The 18,866-nt window shown below is 64.6% G+C and carries 22 protein-coding genes and 1 tRNA gene; 19 read left to right on the top strand and 4 right to left on the bottom strand.

Annotated elements, in window-relative coordinates; genetic code table 11:
- Nucleotides 1-47 precede the first annotated feature (47 nt).
- From AC0L3S_RS12190 to AC0L3S_RS12140, 11 genes are all read left to right on the top strand, one after another.
- Complete coding sequence (locus AC0L3S_RS12190; protein ID WP_473259669.1) at nt 48-284, top strand: hypothetical protein; 237 nt, start codon at nt 48-50, stop codon at nt 282-284.
- 37 nt (nt 285-321) lie between these two features.
- Nucleotides 322-543 carry a hypothetical protein gene (locus tag AC0L3S_RS12185; protein WP_473279230.1) on the top strand — a complete coding sequence of 74 codons (222 nt, stop codon included), beginning with the start codon at nt 322-324 and terminating at the stop codon, nt 541-543.
- A 258-nt stretch (nt 544-801) separates the two neighbouring features.
- On the top strand, nt 802-2,100 hold the full coding sequence (glyA, locus tag AC0L3S_RS12180) for a serine hydroxymethyltransferase (RefSeq protein ID WP_473259671.1): 1,299 nt from the start codon (nt 802-804) through the stop codon (nt 2,098-2,100).
- Nucleotides 2,101-2,129: 29 nt separating this feature from the next.
- Entirely contained in the window at nt 2,130-2,612 is a 483-nt protein-coding gene (gene nrdR, locus AC0L3S_RS12175; protein WP_473279229.1) for a transcriptional regulator NrdR, read from the top strand.
- On the top strand, nt 2,609-3,757 hold the full coding sequence (gene ribD, locus AC0L3S_RS12170; protein WP_473279228.1) for a bifunctional diaminohydroxyphosphoribosylaminopyrimidine deaminase/5-amino-6-(5-phosphoribosylamino)uracil reductase RibD: 1,149 nt from the start codon (nt 2,609-2,611) through the stop codon (nt 3,755-3,757). The genes nrdR and ribD overlap by 4 nt, the downstream gene beginning before the upstream one ends.
- Complete coding sequence (locus AC0L3S_RS12165; protein WP_473279227.1) at nt 3,757-4,380, top strand: riboflavin synthase; 624 nt, start codon at nt 3,757-3,759, stop codon at nt 4,378-4,380. The genes ribD and AC0L3S_RS12165 overlap by 1 nt, the downstream gene beginning before the upstream one ends.
- A gap of 72 nt (nt 4,381-4,452) precedes the next feature.
- Complete coding sequence (ribH, locus tag AC0L3S_RS12160) at nt 4,453-4,944, top strand: 6,7-dimethyl-8-ribityllumazine synthase (RefSeq protein ID WP_007611095.1); 492 nt, start codon at nt 4,453-4,455, stop codon at nt 4,942-4,944.
- A gap of 2 nt (nt 4,945-4,946) precedes the next feature.
- A complete protein-coding gene (nusB, locus tag AC0L3S_RS12155) occupies nt 4,947-5,444 on the top strand; it encodes a transcription antitermination factor NusB (RefSeq protein WP_007611091.1) in 498 nt (165 codons plus the stop codon).
- Between the two features lie 152 nt (nt 5,445-5,596).
- A complete protein-coding gene (thiL, locus tag AC0L3S_RS12150) occupies nt 5,597-6,586 on the top strand; it encodes a thiamine-phosphate kinase (protein ID WP_473279225.1) in 990 nt (329 codons plus the stop codon).
- 90 nt (nt 6,587-6,676) lie between these two features.
- Nucleotides 6,677-7,282, top strand: coding sequence for a hypothetical protein (locus AC0L3S_RS12145; protein ID WP_473279224.1), 606 nt, complete (start codon nt 6,677-6,679; stop codon nt 7,280-7,282).
- 273 nt (nt 7,283-7,555) lie between these two features.
- Nucleotides 7,556-9,676 carry a sodium-translocating pyrophosphatase gene (locus AC0L3S_RS12140; protein WP_473259686.1) on the top strand — a complete coding sequence of 707 codons (2,121 nt, stop codon included), beginning with the start codon at nt 7,556-7,558 and terminating at the stop codon, nt 9,674-9,676.
- A 271-nt stretch (nt 9,677-9,947) separates the two neighbouring features.
- Here AC0L3S_RS12140 and AC0L3S_RS12135 read toward each other — a convergent pair whose 3' ends face one another.
- Nucleotides 9,948-10,949: a Bug family tripartite tricarboxylate transporter substrate binding protein gene (locus AC0L3S_RS12135; RefSeq protein WP_473279222.1), complete on the bottom strand. Its 1,002-nt coding sequence runs from the start codon at nt 10,947-10,949 to the stop codon at nt 9,948-9,950.
- An 86-nt stretch (nt 10,950-11,035) separates the two neighbouring features.
- Complete coding sequence (locus AC0L3S_RS12130) at nt 11,036-11,521, bottom strand: outer membrane protein assembly factor BamE (RefSeq protein ID WP_473279221.1); 486 nt, start codon at nt 11,519-11,521, stop codon at nt 11,036-11,038.
- 98 nt (nt 11,522-11,619) lie between these two features.
- Here AC0L3S_RS12130 and AC0L3S_RS12125 point away from each other — a divergent pair, with 98 nt between their 5' ends.
- The 8 genes from AC0L3S_RS12125 (at nt 11,620) to AC0L3S_RS12090 (ending at nt 17,165) form a co-directional block, all read left to right on the top strand.
- Nucleotides 11,620-12,186 carry a ubiquinol-cytochrome C chaperone family protein gene (locus tag AC0L3S_RS12125; RefSeq protein ID WP_473279220.1) on the top strand — a complete coding sequence of 189 codons (567 nt, stop codon included), beginning with the start codon at nt 11,620-11,622 and terminating at the stop codon, nt 12,184-12,186.
- Nucleotides 12,183-12,746 carry a YceD family protein gene (locus AC0L3S_RS12120; protein ID WP_473279219.1) on the top strand — a complete coding sequence of 188 codons (564 nt, stop codon included), beginning with the start codon at nt 12,183-12,185 and terminating at the stop codon, nt 12,744-12,746. Before AC0L3S_RS12125 ends, AC0L3S_RS12120 begins: the two co-directional genes overlap by 4 nt.
- 298 nt (nt 12,747-13,044) lie before the next feature.
- A complete protein-coding gene (plsX, locus tag AC0L3S_RS12115; RefSeq protein ID WP_247289367.1) occupies nt 13,045-14,106 on the top strand; it encodes a phosphate acyltransferase PlsX in 1,062 nt (353 codons plus the stop codon).
- The gene (locus AC0L3S_RS12110; RefSeq protein ID WP_026233249.1) at nt 14,103-15,083 is read left to right on the top strand and encodes a beta-ketoacyl-ACP synthase III; all 981 of its coding nucleotides are present in this window, start codon (nt 14,103-14,105) and stop codon (nt 15,081-15,083) included. Before plsX ends, AC0L3S_RS12110 begins: the two co-directional genes overlap by 4 nt.
- Nucleotides 15,084-15,216: 133 nt before the next feature.
- Entirely contained in the window at nt 15,217-15,558 is a 342-nt protein-coding gene (locus tag AC0L3S_RS12105) for an integration host factor subunit alpha (protein WP_179950105.1), read from the top strand.
- Nucleotides 15,559-15,585: 27 nt separating this feature from the next.
- The gene (locus tag AC0L3S_RS12100; RefSeq protein ID WP_063996100.1) at nt 15,586-16,161 is read left to right on the top strand and encodes a MerR family transcriptional regulator; all 576 of its coding nucleotides are present in this window, start codon (nt 15,586-15,588) and stop codon (nt 16,159-16,161) included.
- 110 nt (nt 16,162-16,271) lie between these two features.
- A tRNA-Pro gene (locus AC0L3S_RS12095) sits at nt 16,272-16,349 on the top strand.
- A 123-nt stretch (nt 16,350-16,472) separates the two neighbouring features.
- Nucleotides 16,473-17,165: a hypothetical protein gene (locus AC0L3S_RS12090; RefSeq protein WP_473279218.1), complete on the top strand. Its 693-nt coding sequence runs from the start codon at nt 16,473-16,475 to the stop codon at nt 17,163-17,165.
- 6 nt (nt 17,166-17,171) lie between these two features.
- Here the strand turns inward: AC0L3S_RS12090 and AC0L3S_RS12085 are convergent, their stop codons facing one another.
- Nucleotides 17,172-18,035 carry a tetratricopeptide repeat protein gene (locus tag AC0L3S_RS12085; protein ID WP_473259752.1) on the bottom strand — a complete coding sequence of 288 codons (864 nt, stop codon included), beginning with the start codon at nt 18,033-18,035 and terminating at the stop codon, nt 17,172-17,174.
- Between the two features lie 267 nt (nt 18,036-18,302).
- On the bottom strand, nt 18,303-18,542 hold the full coding sequence (locus AC0L3S_RS12080; RefSeq protein WP_007611067.1) for a hypothetical protein: 240 nt from the start codon (nt 18,540-18,542) through the stop codon (nt 18,303-18,305).
- Nucleotides 18,543-18,866: the final 324 nt, after the last annotated feature.

Raw genomic sequence — 18,866 nt, 5'->3', positions numbered from 1 at the left:
ACGAGTTCCCGGTTCGGTGCTTATCCCCTTCGATCGGAGGGCGGACGATGCTGGTCGAGCGTGGCGTGGGGGTGATGAACGTGGAACTCGTGAGCGAGGCCTATGCCATCGCCGCGAACTATCTTCGCCGCTCCGGCGCGATCCGGGACACCCTCGTCACCGACGAACACCTGCTCGAAATCGTCATCAAGCTGCTCCAGCACGGCGAATTCAACAAGATCAGGCTGGCCAACAAGGCCATCGTCAGGTTCGAGGCGCAGTCCGAGGCCAAAGCGGTTGCCTGATCTCAACTCCCAAACGCGGCAAGAATCAGAGGGTGCCATGGAAGCTGCCATCGACCGGATCATGCATACCTACGATTTGCTCGCCAACCGCACCTCTGCGGCGAGCGCGGAGGCGCGGGAAAAGGTGACGAACTACCTAAATACCTTGATGCAAGCCGGCGAGAAGGACACGCACAGGTTGACCGTGTGCGGCCTGACCTATCTGCGGCAGCTCGACGGCAGCGTGGATCCCGTGAAGGCGGGGTATACCGGGCTGTAGAGGCCGGCGGCCGGTCAGCCGGTCGCACCCCGCGGCGTTTCGAACCCAAAGCGGGCCTTTCCGGACATTGGACGACCGGATGCCGGCCGGTCGTCCAAATCCTCCAATCCCACCATATCTTGCATAAATCACAGGTCCGACCCGCAAACCCTTGGCCTGTTGCGGGCGATGTGGTAGATCGCGCTCGCCGCTTCCGATCGCCACACCAGACCCGCCCGTAGCCCGCCAAAAGGCTGCGGCGGTGGAGATATTCGCAAGATGACCTTCGCCAAAACCGCCTCCGCGCCCGATTCGTTTTTCACCGCCTCGCTCGAGCAGGCTGACCCGGAAATCGCAGCCGCCATCAAGGGCGAGCTCGGCCGTCAGCGTCATGAGGTCGAGCTGATCGCCTCCGAGAACATCGTCAGCCGTGCCGTGCTGGAAGCGCAGGGTTCGGTTATGACCAACAAATACGCGGAAGGCTATCCGGGCGCGCGCTACTACGGCGGTTGTGAGTGGGTCGACGTCGCCGAGAACCTTGCGATCGATCGCGCCAAGAAGCTGTTCGGCGCCAACTTCGCCAACGTGCAGCCGAACTCCGGCAGCCAGATGAACCAGGCGGTGTTTCTGGCGCTGCTTCAGCCCGGCGACACCTTCATGGGCCTCGATCTTGCCGCCGGCGGCCATCTCACCCACGGCTCCCCCGTCAACATGAGCGGCAAATGGTTCAAGGCCGCGCACTACACCGTGCGCCGCGAGGACCAGATCATCGACATGGACGCCGTCGCCAAGCAGGCCGAGGAGGTCAAGCCGAAGCTGATCGTGGCCGGCGGCTCGGCCTATTCGCGGGCCTGGGACTTCAAGCGCTTCCGCGAGATCGCGGACAGCGTCGGCGCCTACCTCCTCGTCGACATGGCGCACTTCGCCGGTCTCGTTGCCGGTGGCGTGCATGCTTCGCCGGTGCCGCATGCCCACATCACCACTACCACGACCCACAAGTCGCTGCGCGGACCGCGCGGCGGCCTGATGCTGTGGAATGACGAGGCGTTGACCAAGAAATTCAACTCGGCGATCTTCCCGGGACTGCAGGGCGGCCCCCTGATGCATGTGATCGCGGCGAAGGCGGTCGCCTTTGCCGAGGCGCTGCGGCCGGACTTCAAGGTCTATGCGAAGAACGTCGTCGAGAACGCCAAGGCGCTGGCCGAGACGATGAAGAGCCACGGCTTCGATATCGTCTCCGGCGGCACCGATAACCATCTGATGCTCGTCGACCTCCGGCCGAAGGGCCTGAAGGGCAATGCTTCGGAGAAGGCGCTGGTTCGCGCTGCCATCACCTGCAACAAGAACGGTATTCCTTTCGACCCCGAGTCGCCGTTTGTCACCTCCGGTATTCGGCTGGGCACGCCTGCGGCAACCACCCGCGGCTTCGGCGTCGCTGAATTCCAGCAGGTCGGCGGCATGATCGCCGAGGTCCTGAACGCGATCGCGCAATCCTCCGACGGCAAAGCGCCGCTGGTGGAAGCCGCGATCAAGGAACGGGTCAAGGCGCTCACCGATCGTTTCCCGATCTATCAGTAAGATCCAAGAAAACCGGTCAAGGTCAACGGATGCGCTGCCCGAACTGCAACAGTCTCGATACGCAGGTAAAGGACTCGCGTCCGACCGAGGACTCTTCCGTGATCCGCAGGCGGCGCGTGTGCGTCGCCTGCAATTTCCGCTTCACCACCTTCGAGCGGGTGCAGCTGCGCGAGCTCACGGTGATCAAGCGCAACGGCCGCCGCGTGCCGTTCGAGCGCGACAAGCTGATGCGCTCGGTGTCGATCAGCTTGCGCAAGCGGCAGGTCGAGCCTGAAAGGGTGGAGAAAATGGTCTCCACCATCGTGCGCGAGCTCGAGACCGGGGGTGAAGCCGAAATCTCATCGGAGGTGATCGGCGAGACCGTGATGGAACATTTGCGCACGCTCGACGACGTCGCCTATGTCCGCTTCGCCTCGGTCTACCGCAATTTCCGCGAGGCCAAGGATTTCGCCGACGTGCTCGGTGAGCTCTCCGGTGAGGAGGAAGCGCGGCTCGCCGCGATCCGCAAATGATCTTTCGCATCCTGGAGGATCAATTCGCGCAAAAGGCGCGCGAGTCCAGGGATGCCGACCGGCGCTTCATGGAGCTTGCGCTGGCGCTCGGCAGGCGCGGGCAGGGACGTACCTGGCCCAATCCCGCCGTCGGAGCCGTCATCGTCAAGGACGGCGTGATCGTCGGCCGCGGCTGGACCCAGCCCGGCGGACGGCCGCATGGCGAGCCTGAAGCGCTGCGGCGCGCAGGCGAGGCCGCGCGCGATGCCACGCTCTATGTCACGCTGGAGCCGTGCTCGCATTTCGGCAAGTCGCCCCCGTGCGCCGACGCAGTGATCGCCGCGGGCATCAAGCGCGTGGTCGCCGCGATCGAGGATCCCAATCCGGAAGTCGCGGGTCAAGGTCATGCGCGCCTGCGCGCCGCCGGCATCATGGTGGATGTGGGTCTGTGCGCGCGCGAAGCCGCTTTCGATCATGCCGGGCATTTCCGTCGCATCAGGGATCACCGCCCGCATGTGATCCTGAAGCTCGCGGTCTCGCCCGACGGCAAGATCGGCGCGGCTGGCGGCAAGCCGGTCGCGATCACCGGCGAGGCGGCGCGCAACCGGGTGCATCTCCTGCGCGCGCAGAGTGACGCCATCCTGGTCGGCATCGGCACGCTGCTGGCGGACGATCCGCAGCTCGACTGCCGCCTGCCGGGCCTGGCGGTGCGCTCGCCGGTGCGCGTGGTGCTCGACCAGAACCTGCGCATTCCCGGCGCAAGCAGGCTCGTGGGCTCCGCGCGCGAGATTCCGCTGTGGGTGGTGGGTTCTGAACTCGCGGAGGCCGCGGCCGCCACGCGGCTCGGTGCTGCCGGCGCGCAGGTGATCCGCGTGCCGCCCGGCAACGCCTCGGGACTCGATCTTGCGGCGGTGCTGCATGCATTGGCCGGCAAGGGCATCACGCGGCTGATGGTCGAGGGCGGCAGCCGCGTCGCCGCGTCCTTTGTCGCCGCCGACCTCGTTGACGAGATCTGGCTGTTTCGCGGCGCGGAGGCGGTGGGCGCCGACGGGGTGGATGCGCTCGCCGCATTGCCGCTGTCGAAAATCACGCAGTCGCAGGCCTACAAGGTTCATGCTAGCGAGACCTTCGACAAGGATATTCTCACCATCTACGAGCGCGCGTAATGTTCACCGGCATTGTCACCGATATCGGCGAGATCGTCGGCTTCACGCCGACCGCGCAGGGCCAGTTGCACCGGCTGCGCATCGCCTGCCGCTACGACCAGACCACCATTGCGGACGGCGCCTCGATCGCCTGCAATGGCGTCTGCCTGACGGTGGTCGCGTCCGGCGTCGAAAGCGGCAAGGACTCTGCTCAAAGGACATGGTTCGACGTCGATGCCGCGGCCGAGACGTTGGCGCTGACGACCGCAAAGCACTGGAGGGTCGGCACCAGGCTCAATCTCGAACGTGCGCTCAAGATCGGCGACGAGCTCGGCGGGCATATCGTCGCCGGCCATGCCGACGGCATCGCGACCCTCGTCAGCCGCGAGGACCTGTCCGACATGGCGCGGTTCGAGCTCTCCACGACGCGGGAGCTGGCGCGGTTCATCGCGACCAAGGGCTCGATCACGCTCGACGGCGTCTCGCTGACGGTTAATACGGTGAAGGACGTGAGCTTTTCGGTGCTGATCATCCCGCACACCCTGACGGTCACGACGATCGGCGGCTGGAAGGCGGGGAATGAGGTCAATATCGAGGTCGATCTGATGGCCCGCTACGCGGCGCGGCTGACGGAAATGAAGTGACGGCGTCTTTGAACTTGGCTTACCCGCTGGTGGCGACTACATAGCGCCAACCCCTGTGGAACGGATTTGACTATGGCAGACGCGCGGCGCGCACCCCTCAAGGACCAGACCGACATCTCCGGCGCACGCGCGCTGATTGTCGAGGCACGGTTCTATGACGATCTCCAGGACGCGATGCTCGAAGGCGCGGTGGCCGAGCTGAAGGCGGCCGGTCTGACCCATGACGTCATCACGGTTCCCGGCGCACTGGAGATTCCTGCGGCGATCGCCATAGCGGTTGATGCCGCGGCCGCCAATGGCAAGCCCTACGACGCCGCGATCGCACTCGGCTGCGTGATCCGTGGCGACACCATCCATTTCGAGATCGTCTCGCAGGAATCCTCGCGCGCGCTGATGGACCTGGCGGTGGCGCGAAAGCTGCCGCTCGGCAACGGCATCCTCACCGTCAACACCGAGGCGCAGGCCTGGGCGCGGGCGCGCGCCAGCGAGCTGAACAAGGGCGGCGATGCCGCGCGGGCCGCGATTGCGATGCTGCGCATCAAGCGCCGGCTGGCGCGGGCTTGATCATGGCCGACAACAACAAGAAGCCGCCGGCCGGCACGGAGAAGAAGGCGAACCGGCGCGGTGCGGCGCGGCTCGCAGCCGTCCAGGCGCTGTACCAGATGGATATCGGCGGTGCCGGCATCAACGACATTTTTGCGGAGTTCGAGAGCCACTGGCTCGGCAACGAGGTCGAGGGCGACACATATCTGCCGGCGGAAGCGGCGTTCTTCCGCGACGTCGTCTCCGGCGTCGTGCGCGACCAGAAGAAGCTCGATCCGCTGATCGACGAGGCGCTGTCGAAGGGCTGGCCTTTGAAGCGCATCGAAGCGATCCTGCGCGCGGTGCTGCGGGCAGGGGCCTACGAATTGGAGCACCGCAAGGACGTGCCGGGCCGCGTCGTCGTGTCCGAATATGTCGACGTCGCCAATGCCTTCGTCGACCGCGAGGAGACCGGCATGGTCAACGCGGTGCTCGACCAGATCGGCCGCCAGTTTCGCGGTGACGAGTTCGGGCGGGGGTAGATTGAGACGACGTCCGCCGTAGCCGTCATCCTGAGGTGCCGGAGCGAAGCGGAGGCCTCGAAGGACGGCGGCGTGCCACCGAAGGTGCATCTCGGCCGCGCATCCTTCGAGGCTCGCAAGGGCTCGCACCTCAGGATGACGGGTCTAGTGCCGTGACGCAGGACAAAGAAACGGTATCCGCCGAAGACTCCCTCATCGCGCGCTATTTCAAGCCGCTGGCGACTGATCCCGGCGCGCTGGGGCTGGTGGACGATGCCGCCATCCTGCAGGCGCTTGGCAGCGACATCGTCGTCACCACAGACGCGGTGGTCGAGGGCGTGCATTATCTTGCCACCGATCCGCCCGATACCATCGCGCGCAAGGCGCTGCGGGTGAACCTGTCCGATCTCGCTGCCAAGGGTGCCGCGCCGGCCGGCTTCGTGCTGACACTGGCGCTGCGCAGCCAGGAAGACGCCTGGCTCAGGCCATTCGCCGATGCGCTAGGCGAGGATGCCAAGACCTTCGCCTGTCCGCTGCTCGGCGGCGACACGGTGTCGACGCCGGGGCCGCAGATGATCTCGATCACCGCCTTTGGCCGCGTGCCGCAGGGGCGGATGGTTGGCCGCACCGGCGCGAAGCCGGGCGACCGTATCCTGGTCACGGGGACGATCGGCGATGCCGCGCTCGGCCTCGATGTGCTCACGGGCGGGACGATGGCGGCCATGCTGACGGCAGATCAGGCCGCGCAGGACTATCTGATCGATCGCTATCGCCTCCCTCGGCCGCGCAATGCATTGGCCGGGGCAGTGCTCGCCCATGCCAGCGCAGCGATGGACGTGTCCGATGGTCTGGCAGGTGATCTTGCCAAGCTCTGCGCCGCCTCCGGCGTCAGCGCCTTGGTCGAGGCGCACCATGTTCCGCTGTCACCAGCCGCTGCGATGTCCGCCGTCGGCCTTGAAAGGCTCGTGTCCGGCGGGGACGATTACGAAGTTCTGTGCGCCATTCCCGAATCGCGCTGCGCCGATTTCATACGGGAGGCCGAGCAGGCTGGTGTCCGCGTCACGGCGATCGGCACCATCATCGCCGGCCAACAAGCGCCGCGATGGACGGGCGCAGAAGGCCGCAAAATCACACTGCGCCGCCTATCCTATAGCCATTTCTAGGCCCTGGTGCGGCCAGGCGCGTCTAGTCTCTCTGCTTTTTGGGGACAACCGGGTACTATCGGCAATCGCAAACCGGCGGATTTGATTCGGATGACAGCGACCTCAACCGCGAGCAAGCTGCAGCCTGTTCCCGGCAGGGAATGTGGAAGCTGCACGCTCTGCTGCAAGGTCTACAACATTCCTGAGATCCAGAAGCCTGCCGGCAAGTGGTGCGGGCAGTGCAAGCCCGGGCGCGGCTGCAAGATCCACGACAGCCTGCCGGACCAGTGCGCGGAATTCAATTGCCTCTGGCGAACGGATGCGGCGATGCCGGCGCAATGGAAGCCCGATCAGGCGAAGATGGTGGTCACCATCCATCCGATCAGCCGGAACATCCAGATCCAGGTCGATCCAGGCCTGCCATCGGCATGGAGCCGACAGCCCTATCACGATCACCTACGGCAATGGGCGACGAAGAACATGCCGAAGGGCATGCATGTGGTCGTTTTCGTCAACGAGCTGGCGACACTCGTTTTGCCTGACCAGGATGTGGCGCTTGGTCCCGTGACACCCGACCAGACGATCGCAGTTCGTTTGGAGCCTGGTCCGAACGGTGGCGTCTATGAGATCAAGGTCTCGACTACGCGGAGGACGGATGATGGCCAGACCTTCGAGATCGCGTCCTCATCCCGTCATCCTGTGAGGTCGGCGGCCTAGGCTTGGCCACGGCTGGGCTCGGTCCCTTCGGTAGGTCGCTTGCCTGTTCTGTGGCAAACGGGCGACTCCGGACCGGCCTAAATACTTGCCGAGATCGGCTTTTTCGGGTCATCCGGCGTTGCACCCTCAATTTGATTTTGGCAAGGTCGTGACCGACTAGGGCCGCGCCTTCGGGCAAGGAGCGGCCTTTTTCAAATCAAGGCGCCGCACCGCACGACGGAAAACAAAAGGCGCCGGGGGTACGTTCATCAAGGATCTGAGGCAAAAAATCACATGACAGCATTATGGTTGATTGTGCTCTGCGGAGTGCTTTCCGTCGTCTACGCGATCTGGGCGACGTCTTCGGTCTTGAGCGCGGATGCGGGGTCTCCGCGCATGCAGGAAATCGCGGCAGCGGTGCGCGAAGGCGCACAGGCCTACCTGCGGCGTCAGTACACCACGATCGGGATGGTCGGTATCGTCATCTTCGTGCTGCTCGCCTATTTCCTGGGGCTCTATGTCGCGATCGGTTTTGCCATCGGCGCGATCCTGTCGGGGGCGGCCGGCTTCATCGGCATGAACGTCTCGGTCCGCGCCAATGTGCGCACCGCCCAGGCGGCGACCACGTCGCTCGCGGGTGGTCTCGAGCTTGCCTTCAAGGCGGGCGCCATCACCGGCATGCTGGTGGCGGGTCTCGCGCTGCTCGGCGTGACCCTCTATTTCGGCTTCCTGGTCCATTCGCTGAAGCTTGCGCCTGACAGCCGCGTCGTGATCGACGCCATGGTGGCGCTCGGCTTCGGCGCCTCGCTGATCTCGATCTTCGCCCGTCTCGGCGGCGGCATCTTCACCAAGGGTGCGGACGTCGGCGGCGACCTCGTCGGCAAGGTCGAGGCCGGCATTCCCGAGGACGATCCGCGCAACCCGGCCACCATCGCCGACAACGTCGGCGACAATGTCGGCGACTGCGCCGGCATGGCCGCCGACCTGTTCGAAACCTATGCGGTGACCGCGGTCGCCACCATGGTCCTGGCGGCGATCTTCTTCGCCAAGACGCCGATCCTCGCCGACATGATGACATTGCCGCTCGCCATCGGCGGCATCTGCATCATCACCTCGATCATCGGCACCTTCTTCGTGAAGCTCGGGCCGAGCCAGTCGATCATGGGCGCGCTTTACAAGGGCCTGATCGCAACCGGCGTCCTGTCGCTGGTCGGCATCGCCGGCGTGATCTATTACCTGATCGGCTTCGGCAAGCTCGCCGGCGTCGACTACACCGGCATGGCGCTGTTCGAGTGCGGCGTGGTCGGCCTCGCCGTCACCGCGCTGATCATCTGGATCACCGAATACTACACCGGCACCGACTATCGTCCCGTGAAGTCGATCGCCCAGGCGTCGGTGACCGGCCATGGCACCAACGTGATCCAGGGCCTCGCCGTTTCGATGGAATCGACCGCGCTGCCCGCGATCGTCATCATTGCCGGCATCCTGGTCACCTACAGCCTCGCCGGCCTGTTCGGTATCGCAATCGCGACCGCCACGATGCTCGCGCTTGCCGGCATGGTCGTCGCGCTCGACGCGTTCGGTCCGGTCACCGACAACGCCGGCGGCATCGCCGAGATGGCGGGCCTGCCGAAGGAGGTCCGCAAGTCGACCGACGCGCTCGATGCGGTCGGCAACACCACCAAGGCGGTGACCAAGGGCTACGCGATCGGCTCCGCCGGTCTCGGCGCCCTGGTGCTGTTCGCGGCCTACAACGAGGACCTCAAGTTCTTCATTGCGGATTCCGCGCACCACGCCTACTTCGCCGGCGTCAAACCCGACTTCTCGCTCAACAACCCCTACGTCGTGGTCGGCCTGTTGTTCGGCGGTCTCTTGCCGTATCTGTTCGGCGCGATGGGCATGACCGCCGTGGGCCGTGCGGCGAGCGCGATCGTCGAGGAAGTCCGTCGCCAATTCCGCGAGAAGCCGGGCATTATGCAAGGCACCGACAAGCCGGATTACGGCAAGGCGGTCGATCTTTTGACCAAGGCGGCGATCAAGGAAATGATCATCCCCTCGCTGCTTCCGGTGCTGTCACCGATCTTCGTCTACTTCGTGATCTATGCGATCGCGGGGGGCGGGGCGGCCGGCAAGTCGGCGGCGTTCTCGGCCGTGGGCGCGATGCTGCTCGGCGTGATCGTGACAGGCCTGTTCGTCGCGATCTCCATGACCTCGGGCGGCGGCGCCTGGGACAACGCCAAGAAGTACATCGAAGACGGTCATTTCGGCGGCAAGGGCAGCGACGCCCACAAGGCGGCCGTGACCGGCGACACGGTCGGCGATCCCTACAAGGACACGGCGGGACCGGCGGTGAACCCGATGATCAAGATCACCAACATCGTGGCGCTGCTGCTGCTGGCGATCCTCGCGCACTGAACCTGCAGTGCGCGACAAGCGACAAACCCGCGGTGCAAACCGCGGGTTTTTTGTTGTTCGCTCTAAGAGACCGTCGCCATGAAGTTCGAGACGACCAGATGTATAGGGTGCGGCTGCGACATGTTGGCGGCAGACAGTGTTTGTCCAACTTGCGGCAAGGCGCAAAGGGGCTCTCGGCAATCCGGGCCTCGCACAATGTTGGCAGTCGCGCTGGCGGCGGCCATCCTCCTCGCCTTCAACTGGTTCAAATCCCCAGCGCCACAAGCGGGACCTACTGCACGTCCATCTGCAGCCCTTCCTTCTGGATGATGCCGGCGAACTTCTTCGTCTCGGCGTCCACGAAGGCGGCAAACTGGTCGGGCGTGCCGTAGTCGGCGCGGGCGCCCATGGCGACGATGTTCTTCTTGATATCGTCACGCTCGAGCATCGCCTTCACTTGAAGGTTGAGCGCCTCGACAACGGCGGGCTGCACACCCTTCGGCAGGAAAACCGAGAACCACGACGAGACGTCGAAAGCCGCGAGCTCCGGCGCGCTCTCGCGCATGGTCGGCAGGTTCGGCGCGAGGTCGCTACGCTCAGTCGTGGTGACGCAGAGGCCAGTAAGGGTGCCGTTCTGTACCTGCGGCAGGCTCGGATAGAGGTTGTCGAACAGGATCTGGATGTCGCCGGCGAGCGCCGCCTGGAGCGCGGGACCGGCGCCGCGGAACGGGATGTGCGTCATCTTCAGGCCGGTGAGCTGCAGGAACCAGGCGCCGGTGAGGTGAGGGCTCTGGCCGACGCCGGAGGAGGCGTAGCTGAGCTTGTCCGGATTGGCCTTGAGATAGGCGACCAGCTCGGCGATCGACTTGATGCCGGTCTTGGGATGCGCCGAGACGATGTTCGGGATCCGGATCATGTTGGAGACCGGCTGGAGCTGGTCCGGCTTGTAGGTGAGGTTCTTGAAAATGCTGTAGGCGATCGCGTTCGGCCCGGGATTGCCTATCAGGATCGTGTGGCCGTCAGGCTTGGCGCGGACCACCTCGGCTGTGCCGATCGTACCGCCGCCGCCGGACCGGTTTTCCACCACGGCCGATTGGCCCCAGGCGGTCTGCAGATGCGCCGCCAGAAGCCGACCCATCACGTCGGTCGAACCGCCGGCGGCCGCCGGCACGACAAGGCGGACGTTTTCGGTGGGCTTCCAGTCCGCCAGACTCGATCGCGGCAGGATCGCTGCGGTCGAGAGGGCGGCAGCGCCGGTGAGCACGCGACGGCGGGACAGCAATTGATTGGGCACGAATCCACTCCCTGCATCTTGTTTTGCAGGGAGCGTATGGAACAGGACGCGCAACGGCAAGCCGCACGAAGCCGCAGGCTGAAGGCTCAGTTAAAGCTGAGCAGCTTGAAGATCGGCGTGAGGTAGCTCATCTCCTGGCCCGACGTCGGCGTGGTCCGGCTGATGAAGTCGAAGATCTTGCCGTCTTGGAGACCGTAATTCGCAAGCCGGCGCACGCGCCGGTTCTTGTCGAAATAGACCGCGATGACGCGCTGATCGACCACTCTCTGGTTCATGAAGGCGACCATGCGCTCGGAGCGCTGCGAGATGTAATAGAACACCTCGCCGTCGAGGGTTGCCACGGTGGAGGGGGTGCCCATCACGATCAGCACCTGGTCCTGGCTCGCGCCGATCGGAATCTGCTCCAGCGCGCCAGGCGGCAGGATATAACCCTTCTGGAACTGCTCGCCGGTGCAGCCGGCAAGCGCAACGCCAACCAGGGCCGCGGCCGCGAGCAGGCGCAAGCAGCGCCAATGTGCATGAAGGCCGCGCCGCTTGTCTGCACGCAGGCTGGTCTGGTTCGTTATCGTCATAGCGGAACTGATTCCGTCCCCTTGCGTCGCGCGAGGCGCTGAAGTACCGGGCGGAGGCTCTGAATGCAACACGCGCGCGCCCGCTTGCGGAAACCACAATGCTTTGGCCGTTCAATCACTTCAGGAAACCCCGCCTAGCCTCGCCGGGCACCATTGAAGCCATCTATGGCATGATCGTGACGCAGGCGCGAGAACCCATATTTTACCGCGACTTGGGCGTGCCGGATACCGTTAACGGGCGTTTCGATCTGTTGCTGCTGCACCTCTGGCTGCTGCTGCGCCGCCTGCGCACGGTCCAGGGCGCTCCCGGACACGGCGCCACCGAGCTGTCGCAGGCGCTGTTCGACCGCTTCTGCGAGGACATGGACGACAATCTGCGCGAGATGGGGATAGGCGACCAGACCGTTCCGAAGCGGATGCGAGCCTTCGGCGAGGCATTTTACGGCCGGGTCCAGGCCTACGATCAGGCCATGGAAAGCGGCGGCGAGGCGCTGGCATCGGCGATCTGCAAGAATATCTTGAATGGGGTCGGCATGGACCAGGCGCAGCGGCTCGCGGCCTATGCCAGGGCTGTCGAGGCCGAGCTCGGCCGGACCGGCGAGGCCGCACTGCTGGGTGCGTCCTTCAAGTTTCCTCCAGCGCTTCCCGAGGATGTCACGCCATGACCCGACCGATACCAGCAACCGGGCCCGATCCCTGGCGGGTGCCCGTCATCGTTGCACAGATCCCGGATACCGGCCTGCATCGCAAGCTCGAGGCCTCGGCCGCCGAGCGGCAGGCCATGGCCGAGACGGCTGGCTTGCGCGAGGTTGTGTCGGTCCAGGCCGACTTCGATGTCGTGCCGAAAAGCGGCAACCGGATCCAGGTTACGGGCCACGTTCGTGCCCGGATCGGCCAGACCTGTGTGGTCACGCTTGACCCGATGGAGAGCGACATCGACGAGGCGGTGGACCTGATATTTGCCCCCGAGGCGGAGGTCCGCCGCCTGGCCGACCTGATGGAGGAGGGGCAGGACGATCAGGAGCAGGTCGCCGACCCCCCGGAGGCGATCGTCAATGGAATTATCGACCTCGGCCGGCTCGCCACCGACGCCCTGTTTCTGGCGGTCGATCCCTATCCGCGGAAGCCGGGGGTGGTGTTTGAGCCCGAGGTCATCGCCCCCGATCCGGAGGACCATCCCTTTGCGGTCCTGAAGGCACTCCAGGGCAAGAAGAAAGACCAATAGCTGCCGTCTTTCCCAGAGGACCGCTTTGCTACGGGGCGCGAAGTGTTTGCGGTGGTGGTTTGAAAGGTCGAATTATCTGTTTGATTTTGATGTGTTTCTCGTGAATTAGTCCGTCCGCGGCCCGATGCTCCCGAATGCAAAAGGCTGGGGGCAAGAGGTTGTTTCGGGATAACAAAACGCTATTGTCGCGCCCCGGTCCGGGTGCGGCGTGGCGCTTGACCGACCGCCATGTTCGTGGCGAACCCATTTGCGGCCCCGCTCGTTCAAGACCGCACCAGACCAGGTTTCCAGGACTTTTATGCCAAGCAAGGTTCGCATCGCGCTTGACGCCATGGGGGGCGACGCCGGCGCCGCCGTGGTCATTCCAGGCGCCGCCATCTCGCTCGCTAGGCATCGCGAGATCGAATTCCTGCTGATCGGGGACCGCGCCAAGATCGAGCCCGAGCTCGACCGCCACCCCGCGCTGAAGGCCGCCTCGAAGATCATTCATACCGATGTCGCGGTCAGCGGCGAGGACAAGCCGAGCCAGGCGCTGCGGCGCGGCCGCAGGACCTCCTCGATGTGGCTTGCCATCGATGCGGTGAAAAAGGGCGAGGCGGATGTTGCGGTCTCGGCCGGGAATACCGGCGCGCTGATGGCGATGTCGCGCTTCCACCTACGCACGCTGCCGGGCGTCGACCGTCCGGCCATCGCCGGCATGTGGCCGACCAGGCGCGGCGATTCCGTGGTTCTCGACCTTGGCGCCAGCATCGGCGGCGATACGCATCATCTGGTGTCGCTCGCCATCATGGGCGCGGCGATGGCCAGCGTGCTGTTCAACAAGAAGCGTCCCACGGTCGGCCTGCTCAATATCGGGGTCGAGGAGATCAAGGGGCACGAGGAGATCCGCGAGGCCGGCGAAATCCTGCGCGCCAGGAACCTGCCCGAGCTCGACTATCTCGGCTTCGTCGAGGGCGACGGCATCGGCAAGGGGGTGGCCGACGTCATCGTCACCGAGGGCTACAGCGGCAACATCGCGCTGAAGGCCGCGGAGGGAACCGCGCGGCAGATGGCGGAATTGCTCCGGGACGAGATGAAACGGGGCTGGCTGTCAAAGCTCGGCTATCTGTTTGCGCGCAACGCCTTCCAGGCCCTGCGGAACAAGATGGACCCGAACAAATCCAACGGCGGCGTGTTGCTGGGGTTGAACGGGATCGTGGTCAAGAGCCATGGCGGAATCGCTGCCGAAGGCTTTGCCTATGCGATTGATGTTGGCTATGAGATGGTCAAATTCGATCTCCTCAACAAGATCAATCAGATGCTCAACCGCGAAGGTGGTGCACTCAATTCCGTGCAGGCCGCGCAGGAGGCTGTTTCGTGACTCAAATTCGTTCGGTCGTGCTGGGCTGCGGCTCTTATTTGCCGGAGCAGGTGGTGACCAACGCCCAATTGGCGGCGCGCATTGACACGTCCGACGAGTGGATCGTGCAGCGCACCGGCATTCGCGAGCGGCATATCGCGGCCGAGGGCGAGTTCACCTCGCATCTGGCGCTCAAGGCGGCGCAAGCTGCGCTCGCCGATGCCGGCGTGGACGCGCAGTCGATCGACCTGATCGTGCTCGCGACCTCGACGCCCGACAACACCTTCCCCGCAAGCGCGGTCGCCGTGCAGCACGGGCTCGGCATCAATCATGGCGCGGCCTTCGACCTTCAGGCGGTGTGCTCGGGCTTCGTGTTCGGGCTCGCCACCGCCGACAATTTCCTGCGCACGGGCGCCTTCAAGCGCGCGCTGGTGATCGGCGCGGAAACCTTCTCGCGCATCCTCGACTGGACCGACCGCGGCACCTGTGTGCTGTTCGGCGACGGCGCCGGCGCGGTGGTGCTGGAGGCGCAGGAGCAGCCGGGCAATGCCGCGACCGACCGGGGCATCGTGACCACGCATTTGCGCTCCGACGGCCGCCACAAGGCGAAGCTGTTCGTCGACGGCGGCCCGTCCTCGACCCAGACTGTCGGCCATCTGCGCATGGAGGGCCGCGAGGTCTTCAAGCACGCGGTCGGCATGATCACCGACGTGATCGTCGATGCCTTCAAGGCGACCGGGCTCAATGCCGATAGCATCGACTGGTTCGTGCCGCACCAGGCCAACAAGCGAATCATCGACGCGTCCGCGCACAAGCTCCATATCGCGCCGGAGAAGGTGGTGCTGACGGTCGACCTTCACGGCAACACGTCGGCGGCCTCGATCCCGCTGGCGCTGTCGGTGGCGCGCAAGGACGGCCGCATCAAGCGTGGCGACCTGGTTCTGCTGGAAGCCATGGGCGGCGGCTTCACCTGGGGCTCCGCGCTGGTGCGCTGGTAAGCCACAGTCGATAAAATTTTGCCCGAATCAGATCGGATTATCGATGCGCCTGCATTGATGAGCGCTGTTGACCGCCGTATCGTAAGCTCATAATTTCAGACAACAATTGTTCGCCGTGATGTGGGGCAGGGCGATGACCGATCAAAGTAAAACCGTAACGCGTGTCGATCTGTGCGAGGCCGTCTACCAGAAGGTGGGGCTGTCGCGCACGGAATCGTCTGCCTTCGTGGAACTCGTGCTGAAGGAGATCACCGATTGCCTTGAGAAAGGCGAGACGGTGAAGCTGTCCTCGTTCGGCTCCTTCATGGTCCGCAAGAAGGGTCAGCGCATCGGTCGCAATCCCAAGACCGGCACCGAGGTGCCGATCTCGCCGCGCCGGGTCATGGTGTTCAAGCCGTCGGCGATCCTGAAGCAGCGGATCAACGGCCAGCACCGCACCAATGGCGACGCCAGCAAGGCGCAACCCGAGGCGTAATCCGCCCTCCGGATAAGGATTTGGCATTTGGACAAGGCGCCGGATGCGTTCCGAACCATCAGCGAAGTAGCGCAGGAACTCGACATTCCGCAGCACGTGCTGCGGTTCTGGGAGACCCGATTCTCCCAGATCAAGCCGATGAAGCGCAGCGGCGGCCGCCGCTATTACCGCCCGGACGACGTCGACCTGCTCAAGGGCATCCGCCGGCTGCTCTACGGGGAGGGCTACACCATCCGCGGGGTGCAGCGGATCCTGAAAGAACACGGCGTCAAATCAGTGCAGGGCCTCGCCGACAGCGCGGCCGCGGTCTCGTTCGGCGCCATCGAGGACGCCGTCGGCGCCAGCTTGATGGAGCCCGAGGAGGAGACCGGCGTCCGCGGCGCCCGCGACAGCGACGATGACGACTACCAGGGCGAGGAGGAGGAGGGCATCGACTTCCGCTTCTCCGAGACCGACGACGAGGAAATCCTCACCACCTTCCGCAAGGGCGGCACCCCCGCGCCCGCCGGCCCCAGCGCCATCGACCGGGAGCGCCTCGGGCGGGTGCTCGCCGAACTGATCGCCTGCCGCGAGATGCTGGATCAGGCGCTGAAGGACGCCTGACGCCGGATCTCCCCGGCTGTGGGTCAGTTCCGGCGCCTTTCGGCGGAGGCAGCAAAATGGTGTCACCTCGCCTTGCGCAAACCGGCGATCCTAGCTAATGGAACGACGTTCGGAGCGTGGCGCAGCCCGGTTAGCGCACTAGTCTGGGAGACTAGGGGTCGGAGGTTCAAATCCTCTCGCTCCGACCATTTGTTCGTAGGCTTGGCTGAGCACACGCGCGAAAAGCATCGCAACGGATGCATTGTCTGTTCGCGATCAGGCCTAGGGCTCGCCCGGCGACAATGAGAGCATCAGAAGTGCCCGACGAGCCGATGACCCTCAAGTTCCGCTGTCCGCCGGGTCTTGAAGACAAATTGCCGCCGCCGGTCCCTGCGAGTTTAGGCCTGCCTGCCTGGCTGAAGGCGATGCCGACGCAGGCGTTCAACGCGATCAATCAGCGCGAGGAGGATACGGTCAAGCGGTGTCCTCCGGTCGTCGACGCCATGACGAGCGGCTTCCTGATCCCATTGATGTGCGATGTCAGGTTTGAGAACGGGGAAATTTCCTGGGACAATGACCTGCCAGCCGGTGGTGAGCTCGATTTCCCGCGCTCTCCCGTTGGATTTCACGACTCCAGTCAGGTCACGGGATCGCCGTTGTTCGAGCCGGACCGGCTTCTCATCAAGTTTCGTAACCCATGGCTGATCGAAGCGCCGGAAGGCTATTCGGTTCTGTTCATGCATCCGATCAATCGGTTTGATTTGCCCTTCACGACGCTGACGGGCCTCGTCGATTGCGATCAATATCGTGACAGCTGGATCCACTTCCCGGTGCATTGGCACGACGTGAATTTCAACGGCGTGCTGCAGAAGGGGACACCGATTGCGCAATGCATGGCGGTGAAGCGGGAAACCTGGGTCGCTCAGACCGCACCACTGACTGCAGAGGAGATGCAGCGGGTGTTCGAGGTGACGAAGTCGGTCGCGCAGGAGCCCGGCGCCTATCGACGGCAGTTCCGTGCGTGAGCCGCGTTACGGTACCTCGCCTTGCAGAAACTTCTTGAGCGCGCTCGGGCGGAAGAAGAAGCGGCCGTGCGATGAATGGACGAGCGTGTAGGCGGCTTGTGCCAGCATGCGAGGGCGGCCGTGTAAGGCCGAACGAAGGCTCGCCTCGCCCGCTTCGCGCTCACCCAACTCGAACAGGCAGGCCGCGAGGTTGGTGCGTGCCATGGCATCGTCAGGGCGCAGCGCCAGCGCGAGCCGGTACATTTCTGCGGCCGTGGCATAGTCACCGTCCTGGCGCAGCACGCGTGCAAGTAGGGTCGAGATATCGGGACGCCCAGGCGCGACCTCGTGGGCCTTGACGAGAATCGCGCGCGCCTCACCGCGCGTATTGCGCTCGAGATGCAGGCGCGCAAGATCCAGTTGTAGGTCGATGCTTTCCGGCGCGAGCGCGAGAGCGTTGCCGATCACCGCGATGGCCTCATCGAGGCGCCGATCCTTGGCAAGCTGGCCGGCGAGTTCCTGGAACGCCGGCAGGAAAGGCGGGCGACGCGCCGCGGTCCGGCGCAATTGTTCGACGGCTTCCGTGCGACGTCCGGATTCGCCCAAGGCCGCGCCAAGTAGAGTTTCAATGCCCGGATCACTCGTGCGGCGCGCCGCCTTGTCCAAGGGCAGGATGGCCTCCGCTGCGCGGTTCTGAGCGAGCAAGGCGCGGCCAAGAACCCATGTCGCGACGATATCGTTCCGGCTCGTCTTCAAGACTTCGGCTGCAAGCCGCTCAGCCTCGGCGAAATTCTGCATCCGCAGCGCGAGCGTGGCGTGCTCGCGTAAATCGGTTTGATGAGGTCCGCGGCTGGGGGGAAGAACAGAGCGCTTCGACACCGGGCTCGCCATCGACGACTATCGAGGCGCCAAGTATGGCCTCGGCCCCAGCGTCGGGCAACCGCTATTCGGCTTCCCGCGCTGACGCCGGATGGGCGGCGTGCGCGTGTGATCATCTTGCGAGCAGTGGCTTAAGGAGTGGGTGTGATTGTCACAAAGCGCGCCGCCGCAATGGGGTCTGGCGCTGTCGGTGCCCGCACGGAAAGCCAGTCGGCCTCCGGGGCGTTTCCTCGTTTTAGTCTTGGTCCGTCGTCTTGGTATCAGTAGTTTTGCGGGGCCTTAGGCGTGGCCCTTGATCTCGTAGTGGCCCGGAACGCATTTGTAGCGATCGAGCCGCCAGTTGGCGTGGTAGATCGGATGTTCGCCCATCCATTTCGCCAATGGGGCCTGTGCGCCGATCGCACACTGCATCATCGACATCTCGGGCGTCATGTTGCTGTCGGTCACGATTTCCTCGATGCAACTGCCTGAGCTGGCTGCACTCAGCCGGCAGAGCACGGCAACGACGGTCACGAACATTCCAGTCACCTCATCGGTAGTTTCTGACCACGAAGAGGATGCAAGCGGAGTGCCAGAGCCTGTGACACAAACAACACGCTGGCCTGGCCGACTCGACCCAGCGTCCGGAGTCCATTGAAGATTCGGATTGTAAAAAAATTGCCCTTAAACCGAAGCCGGGCAAATACGGGAACCGGCAGGGGTGAGTAAGGGGTGAGTCGCAGGGATGATCGTTTGTGGGGGCAGCGCCGCGCCGGGGGCGCTTCACAGGCCGCTTGCAGCCGGTAGGCTCGGAAGGACCGTGGGCACCCGCCAAAAGAGCGGGACCGCCACAAGGGATATGGA

This window comes from Bradyrhizobium sp. Ken01 (assembly GCF_055807355.1).
Note: the sequence above shows the minus strand (reverse complement) of the source record. Positions and strands in the feature narration are given on the sequence as shown.